Annotated in this window: 21 protein-coding genes; 9 read left to right on the forward strand and 12 right to left on the reverse strand. The window is 69.6% G+C overall.

What is annotated here, in order from left to right; translation table 11 throughout:
• Positions 1 to 26: 26 nt before the first annotated feature.
• The 3 genes from LY40_RS11720 to LY40_RS11730 all read right to left on the reverse strand — a co-directional run bounded on the left by LY40_RS11720 (position 27) and on the right by LY40_RS11730 (position 3636).
• Entirely contained in the window at positions 27 to 1130 is a 1104-nt protein-coding gene (locus LY40_RS11720) for a hypothetical protein (RefSeq protein WP_258936831.1), read from the reverse strand.
• Positions 1131 to 1625: 495 nt separating this feature from the next.
• A complete protein-coding gene (locus LY40_RS11725) occupies positions 1626 to 2504 on the reverse strand; it encodes a lysozyme (protein ID WP_183781684.1) in 879 nt (292 codons plus the stop codon).
• Positions 2505 to 3018: 514 nt separating this feature from the next.
• Positions 3019 to 3636 carry a type VII secretion system-associated protein gene (locus LY40_RS11730; protein WP_183781686.1) on the reverse strand — a complete coding sequence of 206 codons (618 nt, stop codon included), beginning with the start codon at positions 3634 to 3636 and terminating at the stop codon, positions 3019 to 3021.
• A gap of 129 nt (positions 3637 to 3765) precedes the next feature.
• Between LY40_RS11730 and LY40_RS11735 the strand changes: the two genes are divergently transcribed.
• A complete protein-coding gene (locus LY40_RS11735; RefSeq protein WP_183781689.1) occupies positions 3766 to 4149 on the forward strand; it encodes a sterol carrier family protein in 384 nt (127 codons plus the stop codon).
• 42 nt (positions 4150 to 4191) lie between these two features.
• On the opposite strand, the gene LY40_RS11740 is transcribed toward LY40_RS11735, so the two are convergent.
• On the reverse strand, positions 4192 to 4989 hold the full coding sequence (locus tag LY40_RS11740; RefSeq protein ID WP_258937200.1) for an SAM-dependent methyltransferase: 798 nt from the start codon (positions 4987 to 4989) through the stop codon (positions 4192 to 4194).
• A 349-nt stretch (positions 4990 to 5338) separates the two neighbouring features.
• On the opposite strand from LY40_RS11740, the gene LY40_RS11745 reads away from it, so the two are divergent.
• The 6 genes from LY40_RS11745 (at position 5339) to arfB (ending at position 10867) form a co-directional block, all read left to right on the forward strand.
• A complete protein-coding gene (locus tag LY40_RS11745; RefSeq protein ID WP_228725997.1) occupies positions 5339 to 6202 on the forward strand; it encodes a Sco1979 family transcriptional regulator in 864 nt (287 codons plus the stop codon).
• A 532-nt stretch (positions 6203 to 6734) separates the two neighbouring features.
• The gene (locus LY40_RS11750; protein WP_221212685.1) at positions 6735 to 6971 is read left to right on the forward strand and encodes a DUF397 domain-containing protein; all 237 of its coding nucleotides are present in this window, start codon (positions 6735 to 6737) and stop codon (positions 6969 to 6971) included.
• A complete protein-coding gene (locus LY40_RS11755) occupies positions 6955 to 7347 on the forward strand; it encodes a hypothetical protein (RefSeq protein WP_183781692.1) in 393 nt (130 codons plus the stop codon). Before LY40_RS11750 ends, LY40_RS11755 begins: the two co-directional genes overlap by 17 nt.
• A 282-nt stretch (positions 7348 to 7629) precedes the next feature.
• Entirely contained in the window at positions 7630 to 9168 is a 1539-nt protein-coding gene (gene purF, locus LY40_RS11760) for an amidophosphoribosyltransferase (protein ID WP_183785267.1), read from the forward strand.
• A 51-nt stretch (positions 9169 to 9219) separates the two neighbouring features.
• Positions 9220 to 10335 carry a phosphoribosylformylglycinamidine cyclo-ligase gene (gene purM, locus LY40_RS11765; RefSeq protein ID WP_258936832.1) on the forward strand — a complete coding sequence of 372 codons (1116 nt, stop codon included), beginning with the start codon at positions 9220 to 9222 and terminating at the stop codon, positions 10333 to 10335.
• Positions 10336 to 10441: 106 nt separating this feature from the next.
• A complete protein-coding gene (arfB, locus tag LY40_RS11770) occupies positions 10442 to 10867 on the forward strand; it encodes an alternative ribosome rescue aminoacyl-tRNA hydrolase ArfB (RefSeq protein ID WP_183781697.1) in 426 nt (141 codons plus the stop codon).
• 157 nt (positions 10868 to 11024) lie between these two features.
• Here arfB and LY40_RS11775 read toward each other — a convergent pair whose 3' ends face one another.
• The 4 genes from LY40_RS11775 to LY40_RS11790 all read right to left on the reverse strand — a co-directional run bounded on the left by LY40_RS11775 (position 11025) and on the right by LY40_RS11790 (position 14293).
• Positions 11025 to 11969: a VanZ family protein gene (locus LY40_RS11775; RefSeq protein WP_258936833.1), complete on the reverse strand. Its 945-nt coding sequence runs from the start codon at positions 11967 to 11969 to the stop codon at positions 11025 to 11027.
• A gap of 193 nt (positions 11970 to 12162) precedes the next feature.
• Positions 12163 to 13065, reverse strand: coding sequence for a Gfo/Idh/MocA family protein (locus LY40_RS11780; RefSeq protein WP_258936834.1), 903 nt, complete (start codon positions 13063 to 13065; stop codon positions 12163 to 12165).
• 93 nt (positions 13066 to 13158) lie between these two features.
• A complete protein-coding gene (locus LY40_RS11785; protein WP_183781706.1) occupies positions 13159 to 14019 on the reverse strand; it encodes a 3-hydroxybutyryl-CoA dehydrogenase in 861 nt (286 codons plus the stop codon).
• Between the two features lie 85 nt (positions 14020 to 14104).
• Entirely contained in the window at positions 14105 to 14293 is a 189-nt protein-coding gene (locus LY40_RS11790; protein ID WP_183648247.1) for a DUF3073 domain-containing protein, read from the reverse strand.
• A gap of 209 nt (positions 14294 to 14502) precedes the next feature.
• Here LY40_RS11790 and LY40_RS11795 point away from each other — a divergent pair, with 209 nt between their 5' ends.
• Positions 14503 to 15390: a DUF8083 family protein gene (locus LY40_RS11795; protein ID WP_183781709.1), complete on the forward strand. Its 888-nt coding sequence runs from the start codon at positions 14503 to 14505 to the stop codon at positions 15388 to 15390.
• 71 nt (positions 15391 to 15461) lie between these two features.
• Here the strand turns inward: LY40_RS11795 and LY40_RS11800 are convergent, their stop codons facing one another.
• The 3 genes from LY40_RS11800 to ygfZ all read right to left on the reverse strand — a co-directional run bounded on the left by LY40_RS11800 (position 15462) and on the right by ygfZ (position 18205).
• Positions 15462 to 16403 carry an asparaginase gene (locus LY40_RS11800; RefSeq protein WP_258936835.1) on the reverse strand — a complete coding sequence of 314 codons (942 nt, stop codon included), beginning with the start codon at positions 16401 to 16403 and terminating at the stop codon, positions 15462 to 15464.
• Positions 16400 to 16993: an RsiG family protein gene (locus LY40_RS11805; protein WP_183781714.1), complete on the reverse strand. Its 594-nt coding sequence runs from the start codon at positions 16991 to 16993 to the stop codon at positions 16400 to 16402. Before LY40_RS11805 ends, LY40_RS11800 begins: the two co-directional genes overlap by 4 nt.
• 69 nt (positions 16994 to 17062) lie before the next feature.
• Positions 17063 to 18205 carry a CAF17-like 4Fe-4S cluster assembly/insertion protein YgfZ gene (ygfZ, locus tag LY40_RS11810; protein ID WP_258936836.1) on the reverse strand — a complete coding sequence of 381 codons (1143 nt, stop codon included), beginning with the start codon at positions 18203 to 18205 and terminating at the stop codon, positions 17063 to 17065.
• A 72-nt stretch (positions 18206 to 18277) separates the two neighbouring features.
• Between ygfZ and LY40_RS11815 the strand changes: the two genes are divergently transcribed.
• Entirely contained in the window at positions 18278 to 19132 is an 855-nt protein-coding gene (locus tag LY40_RS11815) for an aminodeoxychorismate lyase (protein ID WP_183781719.1), read from the forward strand.
• A 180-nt stretch (positions 19133 to 19312) separates the two neighbouring features.
• On the opposite strand, the gene LY40_RS11820 is transcribed toward LY40_RS11815, so the two are convergent.
• Complete coding sequence (locus LY40_RS11820; protein WP_183781722.1) at positions 19313 to 19933, reverse strand: heme-binding beta-barrel domain-containing protein; 621 nt, start codon at positions 19931 to 19933, stop codon at positions 19313 to 19315.
• Between the last annotated feature and the right edge of the window lie 84 nt (positions 19934 to 20017).

A 20017-nucleotide genomic window follows, 5' to 3' on the forward strand; every position in this document is an offset into this window, starting at 1 on the left:
GGTGCGGCCGCCGCGGGCGGGGAGGATCACTCGTAGTAGGTGAAGCCGGAGTCGACGCACCATCCGGTCTCGTCGAAGTTCTCGATGCTCACCTTGGTGTCATCGGTCAGCTGCTCGCCGCCGACGGTCCCGGTCAAGTAGACGTACGCGTAGTACGTGCCGCTGTCGTCGACGTCGGCCTCCTGGACCTGGGTCGGGCCGTCGATCAGTTCCTGCAGGCCGTTGCCGGTGTCCGCGTCGCTGCAGAGCACGGACTTCGCCGCCTCCTTGTCACCGGAGTTGATGGCGCTGATGAACTTGTCCATGTTGGTGCGCCATTCACCACTGCCGGTCTCGTCGGTGCTGCCGCTGTCGGAGTCGGGGACGCTCGCGCTGCTCGACTCCGCCGGGTCCGGCATCTCGGCGCTCATGTCGCCCGGATTCATGCCGGAGACCTCGACCGACTGCCAGCACCAGGACTCGCCGTCCTTCTTCAGGCCCGCGCTGACGGGGACGTCCTGGCCTTCGATGTTGACGGTCCCGTCGGCCGTCGCGCTGTTGCCGTTCTCCTTGACGTCGCCGAGCTCGGCACTCTGTACGTGGGCCGCGGACTGGATGACGCCCTGGACGATGGGTTCGGCGTCGGAGCACACGAGCTGCTGCAGGCCCTGACTGTCCTGATCCTTGAAGCCCTGCATGATCTTCTCGGCGAGGGCCTGCGCGCCGGAACCGCCCGAACCGGAGTCGTCTTCGTCATCGGCGAGGAGGAAGCCGGGTGCGACCCAGGCGAGGAGAGCGAAGACGCCGAACAGCAGCGCCACGGTGCCGAGGGCGATGCCGACGATCAGGCCCGTCTTCTTCTTGGGGGGTTCTCCACCGGGACCGCCGGGCATGCCGTACTGGCCGGTCGGGTCGTATCCCGGATACCCCTGCTGTCCCTGGTAACCCTGCTGGCCCGGATACCCCTGCTGGCCCGGATATCCGTGCTGACCGGGGTATCCCTGTTGACCGGGGTAGCCCTGCTGGCCCGGGTAGCCCTGCTGACCGGGGAAGCCTTGCTGACCGGGCTGGCCCTGTCCCGGCTGGCCGTGGCCCTGCTGTTCCCAGCCGCCCTGGCCATAGCCCTGTCCTGGTTGTGGTGGATACGTCACCGGGGCCTCCTGCTCGCGTTACGACCGCGCGGATTCTGCCACGCGGCCGTGGTTCCCCGGTGGTTCCCCGGTGGTTCCCCGGTGGTTCCCCGGTGGTTCCCCGGGTGCTCACGGAACCACCGGGCAGTCGAGACTCCTGGCTGTCGCCGCAATTGCGCGAGTGGCCGGCCGAGGCGAAGGTCGGGCTCAGGTGCGAATGTCGGTGATTCCGGTTGTCGGCCCGTGACTGCCGGTCGACTCCGATAGGCGATTCTCGCCGGTGTTCTCCTCGGCCCTTGGCCTTGTGGCCGTTGTCGAATGCCGCGATCAGCGCGCCGCCACCACGGTTGGTGGCCGAACAAGGGCCGCGACCAGCGCGTCGGCGGTGGGGTATCCGGCGCGTCGATTCCTCCCCTGCTGTCGTGAACCGCGAGGTTCGGACAGCCGGTTCGGTCACACGAACAGGCCCGGCGGGTGGTCTGCACCAACCGCCGGGCCTGCCGGAAACGGAGTCGATCAGCCGTTCGCGAGCGCCTGCAACCTGTCGTAGGCGCCGTTGAACGAGTTCTGGTCGAGCGGACTGGAGGTGTACTGCCAGAACGTGTGAAAACCCCAGCCGTTGGGCAGCGGACCCACCGAGTCGGCGTACCGCGCGACCCACAGCGGCACCGTGTCACCGAATGACTGCGCCGAGCCGACGCACATGTTCCACCAGCTCGTCGACGTGTAGATCACGGGCCAGCGCCCGGTGCGCGAGTGATAGGTGTCGTGGAAGTCGCGGACCCACGACGCCATCTGCGCCTGGTTCAGGCCGTAGCACGCGTCGTCGCCGTAGGGGTTGTACTCCATGTCCAAAGCGCCGGGCAGGGTCTTGCCGTCGCCGGACCAGCCGCCGCCGTTGTCGACGAAGTAGTTCGCCTGTGCTCGCCCGGACGACGAATTCGGCACCGCGAAGTGGTATGCACCGCGGATCATGCCGACGTTGTACGAACCGTTGTACTGCTGGGCGAAGTACGGATTCTTGTAACTGGTGGCCTCCGTGGCCTTGACGTATGCGAACCGTTTGCCCTGGCCCCACCAGTGGTCCCAGTCGACGTTGCCCTGATGGCTGGCGACGTCGATGCCGGCGACGGTGGCCTGTGCCTTCCTCCCGTCCGCGCCGACGCCTTGCGGCTGCATCGCCCGTGCCTCGGTGGCCGGAGACGAACTGTCGCCCTCGACCCTGGCGATCTGCGACCCCATCGCGTGGTTGCCGATTTCGAACGCATCGGTCTCGCCGGTGTTCGACCGTGCGGCTCCTGCCGGCGTCGTCAGCGCGCCGAGCAGGAGCGCGCCGACCGAACCGGCCACCACGGCGGTACGCATCCGCCGCCGGATTCTTCGTGCAGTGGACATGCGACGTATCCCTTCACAATGTGCCCTCGCTGTGAACGGCTTACTGCAGGTAGCCGTTCGGGCGTTGATTGTTATAGGAGTTCGCGAACTTTGTCACTAGTTGGCGTGAAAACTCCGCTGCGGGTGGGTGATGTACATCCGGAATTGCCGCTGGAACGGCAGCGGGGTCCACTCGCAGTATGAGTTGGCGCTATTCGGGTGATGTTCTCCGGCGGGAAATACGCTCGTCGTGATTCGTTCGAGTGACGACCGGTTTTCTTTTCGGGCCAGCGGGTATAAAGCACCGCCGCACGGTTTCCGTCGTCACGCATCGTTCTCGGCATTGCCGCCGAACGGTCACCGACGTCGGATCGTCACCGATCCGCCGAACAATTGCCGCCGGGGCGTCACTGCTCCGCCGAACGGTCACTGCCGCCGGGGCGTCACGGTTCTGCCGCCGCCATCTCACCGGCGGCGGTTCGGCCGCCACCACCTGCCCCGGCTGCCGCGGCCGTTCGGCGCTGCCGCCGGGGCGTCACTGCTCCTGTGCGCGTGCGTGTCGTAGGTGGTGCGCCGGAACCACGGCCGTGACGAGATCGTGTGGGTTGATCGCCAGCGGATGCTCGCCCAGCAGGTCGACGATGTCGCGGCCGAGCACCGCGCGCGCATGCGGCCACTCCGCGGGCACCAGCGACTTCTGCGTGTACGCGGGCACCAGGATGCGCCCGTCGGCGTTGTGGAACCCGATCACGGTGCGCTGCACGGGCGAGAGTGCGTAGACGAACAGCGTCGCGTCCAGGATCACCGGCGGCAGGTCCTCGGCGGGCCGGTGCTTGGTGTGCACCAGTTGCAGCAGCCGTTCCAGATCGGACGCCGGTTCCGGGTAGCCGAGCGCCTTCGGGGAGGGCCGGTACCGGTCGTTGGGGTGGAAGTCCTCCACGATCTCGCCTTCGTTGTTCACCGGATAAGCACCGACGACCGCCCAGGAGGGAACGCGTCCCGCCGGGTCGAACGCCTCGTCGATCACGTACAGCCAGCTGTTCGGGTTCGCTCGCGCGTTGGCCCGCATCTCCTTGGTGATCTTGGGATTGCGGCCCGGCCGGTGCTGGGGCTCTCCCGGTACCAGCCGGTTCGCGTCGTCCCGCTGTTCCATGTAGCTCTCCACGTTCACTGCCCTTGCCGCCGGCATTTCCGCCGCCTGCATGACCTCTTCGCGGCCCTCCTCACGCCGCCCGGGGTGGAGGCGGCCGCATCCGGTCGACGCCCACTCTAGTGTGGACACATGCCCGCATCGCGCTCGGTCGATCCCGAAGAGTTACGAGAGGCTGTCCGGAGCGTGACCGCCTGGTTGGACGGCGCCGCTCCGGCAAAACCGGACCGCAAGAAACTGGCCTCGGCAGTCCGGTTGAGCCTGCGTACCCTCGCGGCGGTCGCCCCGGGGCACAGCGTCGAGGTGCGTGTCCCGCCGTTCGGTGCCGTCCAGTGTGTCGACGGTCCGAGACACACCCGTGGCACACCGCCGAACGTGGTCGAGACCGATCCGCGCACCTGGCTCGAACTGGCGACGGGCAGGCTGCAGTGGACGGACGCCGTCGAGCGCGGTCTGGTCGCCGCGTCCGGGGCCCGCGCCGACGTCTCGCACTGGCTTCCCGTCGTTCGCGTGTGATCCGGCGCCCCGGCGGGGTCTCACCCGTCACGGTTCGCGCGGTCACGGTTTGCGGGCGACGCCTCCGGCGATGCAGTGCTGTGCCTCGTTGAGCGGCGTCAGCCGTGGACCGTCCTGCCACCAGTCGGCGAGCCGGATGACGCCGGGCTCGACGAGCTCGAGGTCGCCGAACAGGGAGCGGATCTCCTCCATGGTGCGGAACGAGCCCGAACCCATGGGACTGTGGCGGAACTTCTCCTCGGCGCGCCGGGCCATCGGCGTGTGCTCGTTCTCCGGGTCGAGGAAGTGGCTGAGCGCGACGAACGACCCGGAGGGCAGGCGCTCGTAATAGCGGCGCATGATCTCGGCGGGTTTGTCCGCGGGCCCCTCGTAGTGGTGCAGCGTGCCGATGTGCAGCAGCGCGATCGGCTCCGTGAAGTCGATGTGGGCACGCACGACGTCGTTGTCGAGCACGTCCTCGGGGGCGAAGATGTCGGCGTCGACCAGCGTGGTGTGGTCGTTCTCCTCCAGCAGCGCGCGGCCGTGGGCGAGGACCACGGGGTCGTTGTCGATGTAGACGACCTCGGCGTCCGGGTTGACGCGCTGAACAACCTGGTGCGTGTTCTCCGCGGTGGGCAGGCCGGAACCACAGTCGAGGTACTGCGTGATGCCGGTCTGCTGCGCGAGGAAGCGCACCGAGCGGATCAGGAAGTCTCGGTTCTCGACCGCCATGTGCGCCGCGTACGGGGCCTCGGTGAGGACACCGTCGCGAACCTGCCGATCGATCTCGTAGTTGTCCTTGCCGCCGAGGAAGGCGTCGTAGACGCGCGCGATGCTCGCCCGGGTGGGGTCCACCCCCACGGGCACGCGTTCTGTCTGCGGGACGGGGCCGGTGGACACGTGAGGGGAACCTCGCCTTCGACTGGGTACGCCACGTTCGGGGAAGGAGCGTACACAGGGTAGTCGGACAAACGTGCGAGAGTAAACATCGGCATCGCCGCCGTCGGACTTGATAGCCCGGCCGGGGGCGCCTACGTTGAATGTCCGGTTGAATCTGCTGCGTTACGATGATCATTCCAGCTGGCAGCGGGTACGTGTGGGTTACCGATTTGTGGATGAAGGGGACGGAACGACCGATATGACACCCGGATCAGAGGCTTCGTGGCCGACCGGGCCGTCCACCACCGGCGTTCCTTCGCCCCGTGCCGGGATGCCGGACGCCTCCGACGACAAGGGCCCCACGGCGCGGCGCATGATCCTCGGCTCCCAGCTGCGCAGGCTGCGTGAGGCCGTGGGGCTGTCCCGCGCCGACGCCGGTTACCACATCCGCGCTTCCGAATCGAAGATCAGCCGTCTCGAGCTGGGCCGGGTGAAGTTCAAGGGCCGCGACGTCGAAGACCTGCTCACGCTGTACGGCGTGCAGGACGAGACGCAGCGGGCGACCTTCCTGGACCTGGTGGAGCAGTCCTCGCAGCCGGGCTGGTGGCAGAAGTTCAACGACTACATGCCGCGATGGTTCGACGACTACGTCGGGCTCGAAGAGGCCGCGGCGCGGATCCAGACCTACGAGCTGCAGTTCTTCCCCGGTCTGCTGCAGACCAAGGAGTACGCGCGGGCGATCATGACTCACGGGTTGCCGGAGCATGCCTCGGAGGCGGCCGATGCGCGTGTGCGGCTGCGGATGCGCAGGCAACGGCTGCTGTTCCGGCCGGACGCGCCGAAGCTGTGGGCCGTCGTCGACGAATCGGTGCTGTATCGGCCGATCGGTGGACGCGAGGTTCATCGGGCACAGCTCGACCAGGTGATCGAGCTGACCTCGATGCCGCACATCACCGTGCAGGTCGTGCCGTACGAGCGCAGCGGCTACGCCGCGGAGGGCTCGTTCACCTTGTTGCGGTTCTCCGAGCCGGAGCTGCCGAACATCGGTTATGTCGAGCACATCGCCGGTGGCGTCTACCTCGACCGGTCCGACGATGTCGAGCTCATCGGACGTGCCCTCGACCGGCTCGCCGTCGACGCCGAGACGCCGGATCGTTCGCGCCAGATGATGCTCAAGGCTCGCGCCGATACCTGAGCTCGTCGGCACCCCAGCTCGCCGGCACTCCGGCTCGCCGGCACCCGGATTCGCCGACACCCGGGATTCGCGGTTGAAGGTTAGCGGTCTGGCGGTCGCCGGTCGGCAGACCGGTTGCCGGCCGGTGGTGGCGGCGGCGCGGCCGCCGAGTTCGCACTCCGATGCTCGTGGCCGCGCATCCCGTGGTGTGCGCACGGCGCGCGTGACGCGGAGCGATGGGCGGCTACGGTCCGTCACCATTCGCCGTGACGGGTGAACCTCAGTCAGGTGTCCGCATTGCGTTCACCCGCTCGCCGACAAAGATCAACCGCTCGTCGCAGTCATGATCCCGCTCGTCGACGCCGAGTAGTCGTCGCCTCCCTGGGGCTTGCCCTGACCTGCGGTTTCTGCGCTGTGTTGCATCCGGGCGAAGTGCATCACGGGCTTTTGCACGTGCATTCACACGAGCACTAACGCGTGCTAACTTCGGTGCACACGTCAATGCACGTGCAGATGCATCCTCCAAAGGTTGAAAGTCGGGAAGGTGAGGATCATGCAGCGGATCGAGAACGGCGTCTCGTCGGAGCTACTCACCGGCGTTCAGTGGCGCAAGAGCCGGTACAGCGGCGCGATGGGCAACTGCGTCGAGGTGGCACCGCTCGTCGGCGGTGACGTCGCCGTACGGAACTCCCGTGATCCTCAGGGTCCTGCTCTCGTCTACACCCGCGCGGAGATCGAAGCCTTCGTCGCTGGCGTGAAGGACGGCGAGTTCGATGACATGCTCGTCTGAACTCGCCCCCAGCGAGGTCGAGGCCGCCCTCGGCAGGCTCATCAGCAAGGGCTACCGGTTCGTGCACCCTCGTGACACCAACGGCGACCTCGTGACGGTCGTCGGTGTGCGCATGCACGAGGCCGTGGTGGACGTGGTCAGGCTCGACGCCGAGGACGACGTCACCGCCACGCGGATGCCCTACGACGAGCCGAACATCCTCGAGCCCAAGCAGGTGCTGTGGCAGCGCAATGGCGACATGGACCGCGTCGTCGACGAGCTGCTGGAGCTGGCGGACGACCAGTTCGCCGAGCCGATCGCACCGGTCCGGACCGGCAAGGGCTGCTGGGTGCCGAACGGATCCGGCCGCGCGAAGTGGCTGCAGGCCACGGCCTGACCCTCGGACCGAACCGACAACTCGACACGACGAAGCCAACCCGGATGCGGGGCTCCGAACGCGATCATCGCGAGTCCCGCTTCTCGACACGGCCGGTTCGCCGCCGTGTCCCCTGGTCGGCGCTCAGACCGCGGCGGAGCAGTGCACCTCCCCCCTCGTCGCTGTGACGCTCGGTCTGAGCGCCATCTCACCCCGAACGGGCCGCCTCCGCGGACTAGACTGGAGGCGGCCCGTTCTCGTCCTCAGGGGAGCCCCTCGGTGCACAACGACAGGCATGACAACCTGCTCGGCGACCACCACGAACCATCGCCGGCGTCGGTCACCGACCCCGACGGCCAACCCGAAGCCGAACCCCGCGAGGAATGCGGCGTGTTCGGCGTGTGGGCACCGGGCGAGGATGTCGCCAAGCTGGCCTACTACGGGCTCTACGCGTTGCAGCACCGCGGCCAGGAGGCAGCGGGGATCTCCGCGGGCGACGGCCGTCACGTGGTGGTGTTCAAGGATCTCGGCCTCGTCAGCCAGGTGTTCGACGAGAAGTCGCTGTCGTCGCTGCAGGGGCACGTGGCGGTCGGGCACTGTCGCTACTCCACGACCGGTGGCAGCAGCTGGGAGAACGCCCAGCCGACGTTCCGCACCACCGGCGCGGGCAGCGGTATCGCGCTCGGCCACAACGGCAACCTCGTCAACACCCACGAACTGCACGAGCGCGCCCGCGAACTCGGCGTCGTCAGCAAGAACGGCGCCACCACCGACTCCGACCTGATCTGCGGGCTGCTCGCGGCGACCGCGGCCGACCAGGGCATCGAGGCGGCGGCGGCCGCCCTGCTGCCGTCCCTGCGTGGCGCGTTCTGCCTGACGTTCTCCGACGAGTCGACGCTGTACGCCGCACGCGACCCGCAGGGATTCCGCCCGCTCGTGCTCGGCCGCCTCGAGCGCGGCTGGGTCGCCGCGAGCGAGACCGCCGCACTCGACATCGTCGGCGCCTCGTTCGTCCGCGAAGTCGAGCCCGGCGAACTCATCGCGATCGACGCCGACGGCATCCGCTCCACGCGGTTCGCCAACCCGGAGCCGAAGGGCTGCATCTTCGAGTACGTCTACCTGGCGCGGCCCGACACGACGATCTCCGGCCGCAGCGTCCACGCCACGCGTGTCGACATCGGCCGCAGGCTCGCCGACGAATACCCGGCCGACGCCGACCTGGTCATTCCCGTGCCCGAATCCGGCACGCCCGCCGCGATCGGCTACGCGCAGGCGTCCGGCATCCCCTACGGCCAGGGCCTGGTCAAGAACAGCTACGTCGGGCGCACGTTCATCCAGCCGTCGCAGACCATCCGCCAGCTGGGCATCCGGCTGAAGCTGAATCCGCTGCGCGACGTGATCCGCGGCAAACGCCTCGTCGTGGTCGACGACTCGATCGTGCGCGGCAACACGCAGCGAGCGTTGGTGCGGATGCTGCGTGAGTCCGGCGCGGTCGAGGTCCACGTGCGGATCGCCTCGCCGCCGGTGCGCTGGCCGTGCTTCTACGGGATCGACTTCGCCTCGCGCGCCGAGCTCGTCGCCAACGGCGCCGACCTCGACGGGATCCGCCGTGCCATCGGCGCCGATTCGCTCGGCTACGCGTCCGTGGACTCGCTCGTCGCGGCGGCCGAACAGCCGCGCAACCGGGTGTGCGCGGCGTGCTTCGACGGCGAGTACCCCGTGGCCCTGCCCGATGAGGCGCTCATCGGCAAGCACATGCTCGAGAACCTCGGCGGTGCATCGCAGGAACTGCCCGTCGCGGGTGCGGGGTACGGTGCCGAGGACGCCGTCGGGCGTCCGTAGGTTTCCGAACACCACGCCGTCAGTAATGCCGAGTGAGGAGTCCGCGTCCCGATGAGCGAGTCTGGCCAGGAGCCGGTCGTTGACGGCTCCGGTACCGAAGGTGCCGGTGCCACGTATGCCGCGGCAGGCGTCGACATCGACGCGGGCGACGACGCCGTCGAACTGCTGAAGCCGCACGCAGCGCGTGCGACCCGCCCGGAGGTGGTCGGCGGTGTCGGCGGGTTCGCCGGCCTGTTTTCGCTGAAGCTCGACCGCTGGAAGGAACCGCTGCTGGCGTCGTCCACCGACGGCGTCGGCACGAAGATCGCGGTGGCGCAGGCGATGGACAAGCACGACACCGTCGGCATCGACCTGGTCGCGATGGTCGTCGACGACCTCGTCGTGACCGGTGCCGAGCCGCTGTTCCTGCAGGACTACATCGCCGTCGGCAAGGTCGTGCCCGAGCGGGTCTCCGCGCTCGTGGAAGGTATCTCCGAAGGCTGCGTCCAGGCGGGCTGCGCGCTGCTGGGCGGTGAGACCGCCGAGCATCCCGGCATGATGGCCGAGCACGAGTACGACATCTCGGCCACGGGCGTCGGTGCCGTCGAAGCGGCAGACGTCCTCGGCCCCGAGCGCGTCCGTCCCGGCGACGTCGTCATCGCGATGGGCTCGTCCGGCCTGCACTCCAACGGCTACTCGCTGGCGCGGCACGTGCTGCTGGACATCGCGCGGCTGCCGCTGGACGGGCACGTCGAGGAGCTCGGCCGCACCCTCGGCGAGGAGCTGCTCGAACCGACCCGCATCTACGCCAAGGATTGCCTCGCGCTCGTCGCCGAGGCGGGGGTGCGCACGTTCTCGCACATCACCGGCGGCGGTCTGGAGGCGAACCTCGAACGGGTGCTGCCGCAGGGCCTCGTCGCCCACCTCGACCGCGGTTCGTGGACGCCCGCGCCCGTGTTCGCGGTGATCCAGCAGCGCGGCAGGGTCGAGCGGGCCGAGATGGAGAAGACGTTCAACATGGGCGTCGGCATGGTCGCGGTCGTCGCGGCCGAGGACGTCGACCGCGCACTGGCCGTGCTCACCGCGCGGCACGTGCCCGCGTGGGTGCTCGGCGAGGTCAAGACGGCCGACGGCGACACCGCCGACGGTCCGCGTGCCGTGCTGTCGGGCGACCACCCGCGATTCTGATCGCTGCCGCCGTTCGGCGTGGGCCGCCACGGCCGCCGGCTGTGGGCCCCGCGTCGCCGTCGAATGCGCTCGACACATCCCGGGCGGGCAGGACATCGTGGCTGACGTGAACGAACTGCGTGTGACGCCGGGCTTCGTCGTCCCCGAGGGGGAACTGTCGGAGCGGTTCTCGCGCGCCTCCGGCCCCGGTGGTCAGGGGGTGAACACGACGTCCTCGCGCGTCGAGTTGTCGTTCGACGTGGCGCGGTCGGTCGCCGTGCCGGAGTCGTTGCGGCCACGGCTGTTGGCCCGCTTGGACCGTCGCCTGGCCGCAGGGGTGCTCACGGTCGTGGCCGCCGAGCACCGGGAGCAGCTCCGCAATCGCGAGGCCGCCCGGCAGCGGTTGGCGAACGTGTTGAGCGAGGCGGCCGCGCCACCGCCGAGGAAGCGCAAGCCGACGAAACCGACACGGGGTTCGAAGGAACGCCGGATCGCCGCGAAGAAGCGCCGTTCGGACATCAAGCGGGGCCGCCGCGCCCGCAACGACGACTGAGTTTCCGCCGCATCCGGCGAGGTTGGCGTCACACGTCAGCTCGCGCGCACTCGGTGCGGGGTTCGGGGCTACGGACTCTTCTCGACTCGCAATGCACCCGGATCCGCAACAGCGGCCCTCAGCAGGCACTCAACGCCCACTGCTGCGCGCCAGCGCGTCAGTGAGGGGCGGCTGTCGGGCGACGGGCGGGAGCAACACGGCCGCCGGAGGGCGCAACACGGGCTCCGGAATCCGCAACACGGGCACCCGGATCGGCAACACGGGCCCCGGAGGACGCAACACGGGTGTCGCCACGTGTCCGGCCGTCTGTTCGGTGGGAGCCGTCTGCCCGGGCTGGGCGGCGGTGGGCGACTGGTGGGAGCACCCCGACGTCCGGCCGCGTGATCCACGCGGCGACGGTCGCGCCGACCATCGCCCCGACGGTGTTCACCAGGACGTCGTCGACGGAGGCGACGCGTCCGATGGCGGCGACGTACTGCAACAGTTCGATGCCGCAGGACGCGGCGAACGCCCACGCCGTGGCCCGGCGAATGCTGCGCCACCACGCCCACCGCAGCGGCAGCAACATCGCCGGCGGCAGCAGCAAGCCGAGATTGGCGGCGAACTGCCAGGCCGCCTCGTCGTCGGCGGTCACGGGGAGGAGATCTGTACCGGGGATCAGGTGCAGCCGGCTTTCGCCTGCCGTCGGCATCGCGACCAGCAGCAGGATCCAGCCGATCACCAGGCAGATCACCGTGTCGAGGCTCGCCGTCGTGACGGCCTGCCGCACCGGGAGCCGCCGGCGCCTGCGGGAGACGAGCATCAGCCACGCCGCCGAGGCCGGAATCAACATCGTCACACCGACGGGAATGAGTCGGCCGAAATGGTGCAGCAAGAATTCCACGCGACGGACCCCCTTGCTTTTCGCGCGCCAAGGAAAGAATCGCAAAGGTTCCGCGAGGGTGCACACAGTCGATCGTCGTGACTTTTCAGAGCTTGCCCCGACATCGGATTCGGTGGTATCCGAGCCTCGTTTTGCCCCGATTTTCCGGCCGCTGTTTCCGTCGCGCTTTCCCGTTGTTAACAGGGAGTTCCGGCAGGCGAACCTCGCGCCCCGTGACACCATCCGTTCGTAGGTGGTCCGGCCGGGCGAATTCGCGAGCCCCCTTTACCGGAAGTCGCGGTATCGCGGCACTCGCCCGGTATTCTCCGACGACCGGAATGTCCAGAAAGGGTATGCATGCCCGGTGTCCGCCGGTCCCCGCGGAGTTATCCCACTCCGGGTGTCCGGGGAACCGATCAGCGGCCGCGGCCGGTTATGCGGGGCTCGTTCCGGCGGCCATCAGGCATTTGCCGAGAATCCGCTGCAGGTGGACACCCCTGGCGGCGTTGCACTCGTGGTCTCGCACGCCCGTCGCGATGAGTGCCGCGAAATCATCGAGCAGTGCCGTGTACGCCTCGGCCGCGGCGCCCGCGGTGCGTGCCAGTGTCCGCAACCCGTGCTCGCCGTACACCGTGAACTCCGCCGCGGTCGGCCGCACCGGTACGCGGGTCGACATGCTGACCGTCGAGGTCGCCCCGCCGGAATGCTCGAGCACGATGTGCCACAGGTCTGCGTCGGTCCGGTGGGCGGCGACGACGTCCGTCACCCGGCCCAGCGCGGCGTCCATCAGATCGATCACGTGCGGCCCGACGTCCACCAGCACGCCGTCGGTGACGCGCCATCCCGCCGTGCCGTAGGTGTCGCCCAGCAGCGCCCCCGACAGCCACCGCGCGGCACCGCCCGTCCAGCCGCCGGCCTCGCGAATCCCGGCCAGCCACTCGCGGGTCTGCTGCGTGTAGCGCATCGTCAGCATCATCAGCGACGTCACGCCGGTCTCGTCGACAGCGGCCGCGATGCGCTCGGCCGTCTCCGGATCGCCCGCCAACGGCTTCTCGAGGATGACGTGCTTACCGGCCCGTGCGGCACGCTCGGCGAACTCGCCCTGGACCGACGGCGGAACCGCGAACGCCACCGCGTCGACCGCGTCCAGCAGTTCCTCGAACGTGCCTGCCGCCGACCCGCCGTGCGCCTCGGCGAGCTCACTCGCCACCTCGGGACGTCGCGTCCACACGGCTTCGAGCTTCGTCGCCGGATGATCCGCCAGGCCCGGTGCGTGCACGGTCCGCGCCCACGGCCCACCGCCGACCAGGCCGACGCGCAGTTGCGTGTCGTTCATGTCTCGCAGCGTAGGACCCGGAGCGCGGGCGTGGGCGGCCGGTGATCACTCGTGGGAGTGCCAGGCGTCGCGACCGTGCACTCGCGCGAATGCTCAGCTGTAGTCGTAGAACCCGCGGCCGGACTTCTTGCCGAGCAGCCCGGCGTCGACCATGCGCATGAGCAGCGGCGGCGCCGCGTACGTCGGCTCCTTGTACTCGTCGTACATCGAGTCCGCGATGGCCTTGATCGTGTCCAGGCCGATCATGTCCGACAGCCGCAGCGGGCCCATCGGGTGCGCCGTGCCCTTCTCCATGCCCTCGTCGATGTCCTCGGCCGAGGCGAACCCGGCCTCGTACATCCGGATCGCCGACAGCAGGTACGGCACCAGCAGCGCGTTGACGATGAAGCCCGCGCGGTCCTGGCAGTGGATCGCCGTCTTGCCGAGCGCGCCGGTGACGTGCGCTTCGGCGCGCGCGACCACGTCGTCGGCCGTGCGCACCGAGGCGACCAGCTCCACGAGCGGCAGCACCGGGACCGGGTTGAAGAAGTGCACGCCTACGACGTGCTCCGGTCGCCGGGTCGCCATGCCCAGCTTCATGATCGGGATGGAGGAGGTGTTCGAGGCCAGGATCGCGCTGTCGCTCGCCACGACCTTGTCGAGCCTGCCGAACAGTTCCGTCTTGGCCTGTTCCTGCTCGAGGATGGCCTCGACGACGAAATCACGGTCGGCGAACGTCTCGATGTCCGTGGTGAACGTCAGCCGCCCGAGCGTCGCCTCGACGTCGGCGTCGGCGATCTTGCCCGCCTTCGCCGCGCGCTGCAGCGACTTCTCGATCTTGGCCTTCCCGGCGTCCAGCGCCGACTGGCTGACCTCGTTCACCACGACGTCCAGCCCTGCCCTCGCGTGTACCTCGGCGATACCCGAGCCCATCAGGCCCGCACCGACAACACCGATCCGCTGGATTTCCGGCACGTTCTCTCCCTTGAGGTGTCATTGGGCACGCGGAATGCGGGGGTGGCGACCGATCCGCTCGGTGCCACCCCCGCATTCGCCTGCGTCATCGACGATAGTCGTCGTACCCGTCGTCGTACGGGTCTTCGTACCGCTCCTCGTCCTCATGGCCGTTCTGGTCCGAGGAGTTGCTCGACAGCTCTCGCTGAAGTGCCTCGAGGTCCGTGGTGGGAACGCTGTACTTGAGCTCCCGGGCCACTTTCGTCTGCTTGGCCTTAGCTCGGCCGCGCCCCATGGCTCGACCCCCTTGCGCAGGGGCGGGGCGGCCGGGGGAAATCGGCGGCCCCGCGTCGTCTCGACAACTATTTCCTAGAGGACACCGTACCGTGTCCCCCGGGCCGGACGCGACGTGGCGCGGTGTGCGGGACGCGACACTGATGTAGATCACGTTCGGACGGGCCAGCCGATGCCCGCGCCACCCCGGCGGCGTGCCAGGATTCCGGGGTGCTCCGACCATTCGTCGCCTATCTGCGGGTCTACGAACCGCTCGTCGCCTTCGGTGAGCCACCGGACGAGCGGCTGTCTCGCGCGGTCGAGGAAGCCGCACTGACGCGGCCCGACGCGGGCGAGCGTGAGATGGTCATGTGGCTGAAGTCACAGGCTGGTGAGAACCCGCGGATCCTGCCCAAGGAGTCGTCCTCACTGCCGGATGTGCTGGTGCTCGATCCCGAGGAGGTGCCGACCGAGGCGAGCGCCGAGGTCGGGCCGGGGCCGCTCGTGTGCCCGCTGGAGATCCGCCCCCGGTCGGCCGCCGCGCTCGTCGGTTTCCTCGGCGAGGCGCACCCCGCGCTGCGGGGCGCCGTGGTCGACGCGCTGGGGGCGCCGGAGGACCGCATCAAGTCGCGCGCCAACTCGGCGTTGCGCGACCTCTACGGAACGTCGATGCACGTGCTGTCGACGACGTGGACGGTGCCGCTGCCGTGGTTCTCGCTCGTCGACCCGAGGCAGTTCCGGTTGGAGCTCGGCTCGGGGCAGGGCGATCCGAAGCGGGAACTGTCGTGGCGCGCGCCGATGACCGACGCCCTGCGCCGGGTCGGCGAGGCCGAGGAGCTGGTGGGCAACGCGCTCGGCGACGACGCGGGACCGGTGCAGATCCTCAGCGAGACGCACCGGTGGCTGGGGAACTTCCACCCGGCGTCTGCGGTCGAGCTGGACTACGGCGGGCTGGTGCAGCTCGTCGACGACCTGACGCTCGAGTCGGACACTTCCGCCGACGAGGTGCACATGCTGCTCGAGGCGCTCCGCAACGGCGACGTCGACGAGGTCGGCGAGATCTTCCAGACGCTGCGCGACTACTGGGGCGAGCTGGCCGCCCGCGAACGCTTCAACTGAGCGCGACGCCCGCTCGTGCCCCCAGGGGCACTTTGGTTGCATTCAACGCAACCAAAGTGCCCCTGGGGGTGCTACCGCAGAGCGTCCGCCAACGCGGTGGTCACGCGGAGTGAACCGACGTCGCGGTCGGCACCCGTGACGATCCCGGCGCCGACGGCCATGCGGTCGACGGCCTCGCCTGCCGGCGTCGCACCGAGCAGTCGCAGGGCCTCGACCAGGATCGGCTCGCGGGCGCGGGCGTTGCCGTCGGCGACCTTCAGCGCCACCGCCGTGCCGTCGGCCAGCGCGAACGCGTGTACGCCCTCGGCGCCGCCCTTCATCAGCAGTCCCGGCACGGCGTCCATCAACACCGTGTCCTCCCTGCCGGTGCCGGCGACCAGCCACGGATGCGCGCGCATGGCGTCGGCCACCCGCCGCAGGTCGTCGGAGTCCGCCGTGACCAGGCGCCCGAACGCGCGCGCCAGGCCGGTCAGCGAGTAGGCCAGTAGCGGGGCGCCGCATCCGTCGACGCCGGTCCACGCGATCGGTTCGCCCGTCGCCTCGGACACCGTCTCCGCGATCGCGCGCTGCAGCGGGTGCTCGGGGTCGGTGTAGGTCGCCGTAGGCCACTCGGCCGACACGCAGGTCGAGAGCATCCCGGCGTGCTTGCCGGAGCAGTTCATCGCGGCCCTGCGCCGCTCGGCCGCTGGCCGGTCGCGGGGCGTGTCGGGCGGGCAGTGCAGGGTGTCCTCGTCGAGTCCGGCCTTGGCCAGCAGGGTGAGCGTACGCTCGACGTGCTCGGGCTCCCCGTTGTGCGAGGCGCACACCAGTGCCAGGTCGTCGTCGGCCACGTCCAGCCCCGCCCGCAGCATGCCGAGTGCCTGCAGCGGCTTGTTCGACGACCGCGGGTACATCGGCTCGTCGACGTCGCCGAGCGACGCGCGCACCGAGCCGTCGGGTGCGGTCACGACGACGCTGCCGTGGTGCACGCTTTCGACGAATCCGGAGCGCACCACTTCGACGAGCGCGGTCATGCAGGGTCCTGTTCGTTGTCGGGGCCGGACACGGAACGCTGGGAGTCGAGCAGTTCGTCGACCGACGCCGTGCCGCGGGCGTACCGGCGGGCGATCTCGGCGTTGAACGTGTCGACGACGGCCTGTACTTCCCGCCTGCGCTGCGACACCGACCCCTCCTGCTCCCGGTAGGAGTCGAGCGTCTCGGCCAGCCGGTCGTCGGACAGCGACACGACGTCCGACAGGTTCGCGTCGCCGACCAGAGCCTCGGCCGCGCGGCGGTACTCGCCCGCACGTGTCGGCTCGAGCGTCTGGTGTCTGCCCGAACCCGTCGCGGGCCCGAGCGCGTTGTCGGCCAGGATCGCCGTGAGCCGGGCGACGACGTCCTCGTCGCCCGGGTCGTCCGAGCTCCGTCGCAGCTGCTCGGCCTTGACGATGTCGATCCGGGCGTGCAGCAGTCTGCGCAGGTAGGAGAGGTCGGTCTCCTCCTGGGCGGCCTCGTCGCGCCGCTCCCGCAAGGTCGGCAGCGGCAGTGCCTCCGGTTCGCTCGCGTAACCGGGTGCGAGGACGCGGTCGATGCGACGTCGCCCGCCGGGCCGGACTTCGATCACGGGTTCATCCTGCTCTACGTCGTCGATCTGGACCAGAGGCCGGACACCTCCGGGGCTCTGGTGATCATGTCACCCTCGCAGCCGCTGCACGGCCTCGCGGCCCGGTGCGGCGCCCTCCTGGGGCACCGAATCGGGGTCGATGGCCGCCTGCGGTCGTTCGTCGCCGGAGCCGGTGATCAGTTCGGCATCCACCGGGGTGGACCGTTTGATCAGTGCCAACGCGATCGGGCCGAGCTCGTGGTGCTGGGCGACGCTGCCGACGCGGCCGACCGTGCGGTCGCCGCGCAGCACGGGGTCGCCGGTCTCGGGGTAGACCTCCATCGACCCGTCCAGGTGCAGCAGCAGCATGTTGCGCGGCGGCCTGCCGACGTTGAACACCTTGGCGACCGTCTCCTGCCCGCGGTAGCAGCCCTTCGCGACGTGGGCGGCCGAGCCGATCCAGCCGACCTCGTGCGGAATGGTGCGGTCGTCGGTGTCGACGCCGACGCGCGGCCGCTGGGACTCGACCCGGAGCGCGTCGAACGCCCACGAGCCCGCGGGCCGCGCGCCCGCGTCGGTGATGCGCTTCCAGACGTCGACGAGGTCGGCGCGCGGGACGAGCAGGTCGATGGCGCCCGGCCGGGGCCACGGCATGCGGCGGGCGAACCCGCCACCGGGCAGCGGGGCGATCGCGTACGGCTCGGCCGGCAGCTCGACGGGAGTGTCGCCGCCCAGGGCGGCCAACGTCTGCTCGGAGTCCGGACCGAGGAGCGTCAGCACGGCGTATTCGCCGGTGGCCTCGCGAATGTCGACGTCGGACCAGAACTTCATGGCCTGCAGGTAGTCGATCAGGGTCTGCTTGCCGCCGTTCGGCATGGCGCTCGTGGCGTGCGAGTCGGGGTCCGTGTCGAGGTGGACGACGTCGCCGGTGTATCCGACGACCATGTGCGCGTCGATGTGGCCGTGGGCGTCGAGGACGAGCGCCTCGGTGCCGGTCTCGGCGGGCAGCTCGGACACGTGCTGCGACAGCACGAGGTGCAGCCACGACAGTCGTTCCGGACCGCCGACGGTGATCACGTGCCGGTGCGACCGATCCACGACCGCCGAGGCGCGCACGGCGGTGCGCTGTTCGGCGAACGGATCACCCCAATGCCACGGCACGCCTGCCTCGGGGTGGTCGTCGGGTGCTGCGACGGCGCCGGGCAGTTCGGACAGGGGCGAGGAGTACGTCATACCGCGATCGTATGTCGGAGTCCGGGACGATGGCCGGTAGCGTTCGCCGCGCCGCTGGGTACGGTGAAGCCCATGCGCGTCCTCGCTTTCCTAGACGGTACTTTCGCCGACCCCGACCAGGCTCACATCCGTGTCGACGACCTCGGCCTGGTGCGTGGCGACGGCATCTTCGAGACGATCCTCGTGACCAACGGAGTGCCGCGTGAGCTGGACGCGCACCTGGACCGCTTCGCCCGGTCCGCCGCGAAGATGGACATGGCGCCGCCGGACCGCGAGGCGTGGGAGCGGGTGGTGCGCCTGGTCATCGACAACTGGCCGGCCGACGTCGAGCTCGCGCTGAAGATCGTGCTGACCCGCGGCATCGACGGTGACCCAGACGAGAAGCCGACGGCGTTCGCGTACGGAACCGACATCCCGGAGTCGACCAAGCAGGCGCGGCGCGACGGCATCGGCGTGGTGACGCTGAACCGCGGGTTCGAGGCGGACCTGATGGAGCGCGCGCCGTGGCTGCTGCTCGGCGCGAAGACGCTGTCGTACTCGGTGAATATGGCGGCGCAGCGGGAGGCGCGCAGGCGCGGCGCCGCGGACGTGATCTTCACGAGCACGGAGGGGTACGTGCTCGAAGGTCCGACGTCGAACGTCGTCCTGGCCCGCGGTGGGACGCTGTACACGCCGCCGCCCACGAACGGCATCCTTCCCGGTACGACCCAGGGCGATGTGTTCCGCGCGGCGGAGCGGGCCGGTTGGAAGACCGAGGTGACGCAGCTCAAGGCCGACGAACTGGTCACAGGGGACGCGCTGATGCTGGCGTCGTCGGTGCGCAAGCTGACGCGGGTGCACACGCTCGACGACGTCCGGCTGGCCGACGATCCCGCCGTGGAGATCCACGCCGAACTGGCGAAGGCCTACGACGCGCAGTACGAGTGAGCACCTCGCCCACCTGTGCCCTGTTGGTGCGCAGGTGGGCGAGGTGCGCAACCACGCGGAGTGACCCGCACGGCTGAGGCAGATGCTCCAAGGGCACCTTGGTGGCGTTGAGTGCCGCAAAGGTGCCCCTGGGGGCACGCGCACGCTGGGCTGAACGGGTGTTGCTCGGAGGTGTGAGCCTCAGCCGACGACGCGTTCGAGGACGAGGGAGACGTGCGGGGTCTTCGGGTGGCCCACCATGGCGCGCTCCTCGACGTAGCCGAGGTTGCCGCTGCCGTCGGGCATGATCCCGTACAGCCGTTCGGCGGCCGTGACCTCCTTGGCGGTCTGCGACCGCACGACGGCGTCCGTGGCGAGCTGCCACGCCGACTGTCCACGGGTGTTGCCGTAGTACAGCTCGACGATGCCGGAGGAGTGCGACAGCACGAGCTCGATCGTGTCGTCGGCCTGCGGGCGCCAGAATCCCGTTTCGCGCGCGGCGGGACGGATGATGTTCCCGTCGGCGTCGAGCAGCCAGGACCGCGCCTCGTGGTAGAGGAACGGGCGGCCGTCGTGGGCGATGGTGAGCTGCTGCGCGACACGCACGGGCTCGTCCATCGTCGGGTAGTTGACCTCGCCTTCGCCGCGCCACACGCCGATCAGCGGCAGCAGTGCCAGGCACGCGTCGTTGAGGTCGGCGCCCTCGCGCAGGTTGGCCGTGTCGCCGGGGATCGGCAGATCCTCCAGCTGCGGAAGGTTGCGGTGGGCCGTCTTCTCAGCGCGTTGCGCTGCGGCCTCGATGGCCTCGTCGCCGCTCGACATCGGAGTAAGCCCTACTCAGCGTTGGTGACAGGTGCTGTTGCTGCCGGACCGTGTCGGCTCAGCTGTCGGTGTACAGCCGGTAGA

Origin of the sequence: Prauserella salsuginis, from assembly GCF_024648885.1 — a bacterium.
Classification (GTDB): Bacteria; Actinomycetota; Actinomycetes; order Mycobacteriales; family Pseudonocardiaceae; genus Prauserella; species Prauserella salsuginis.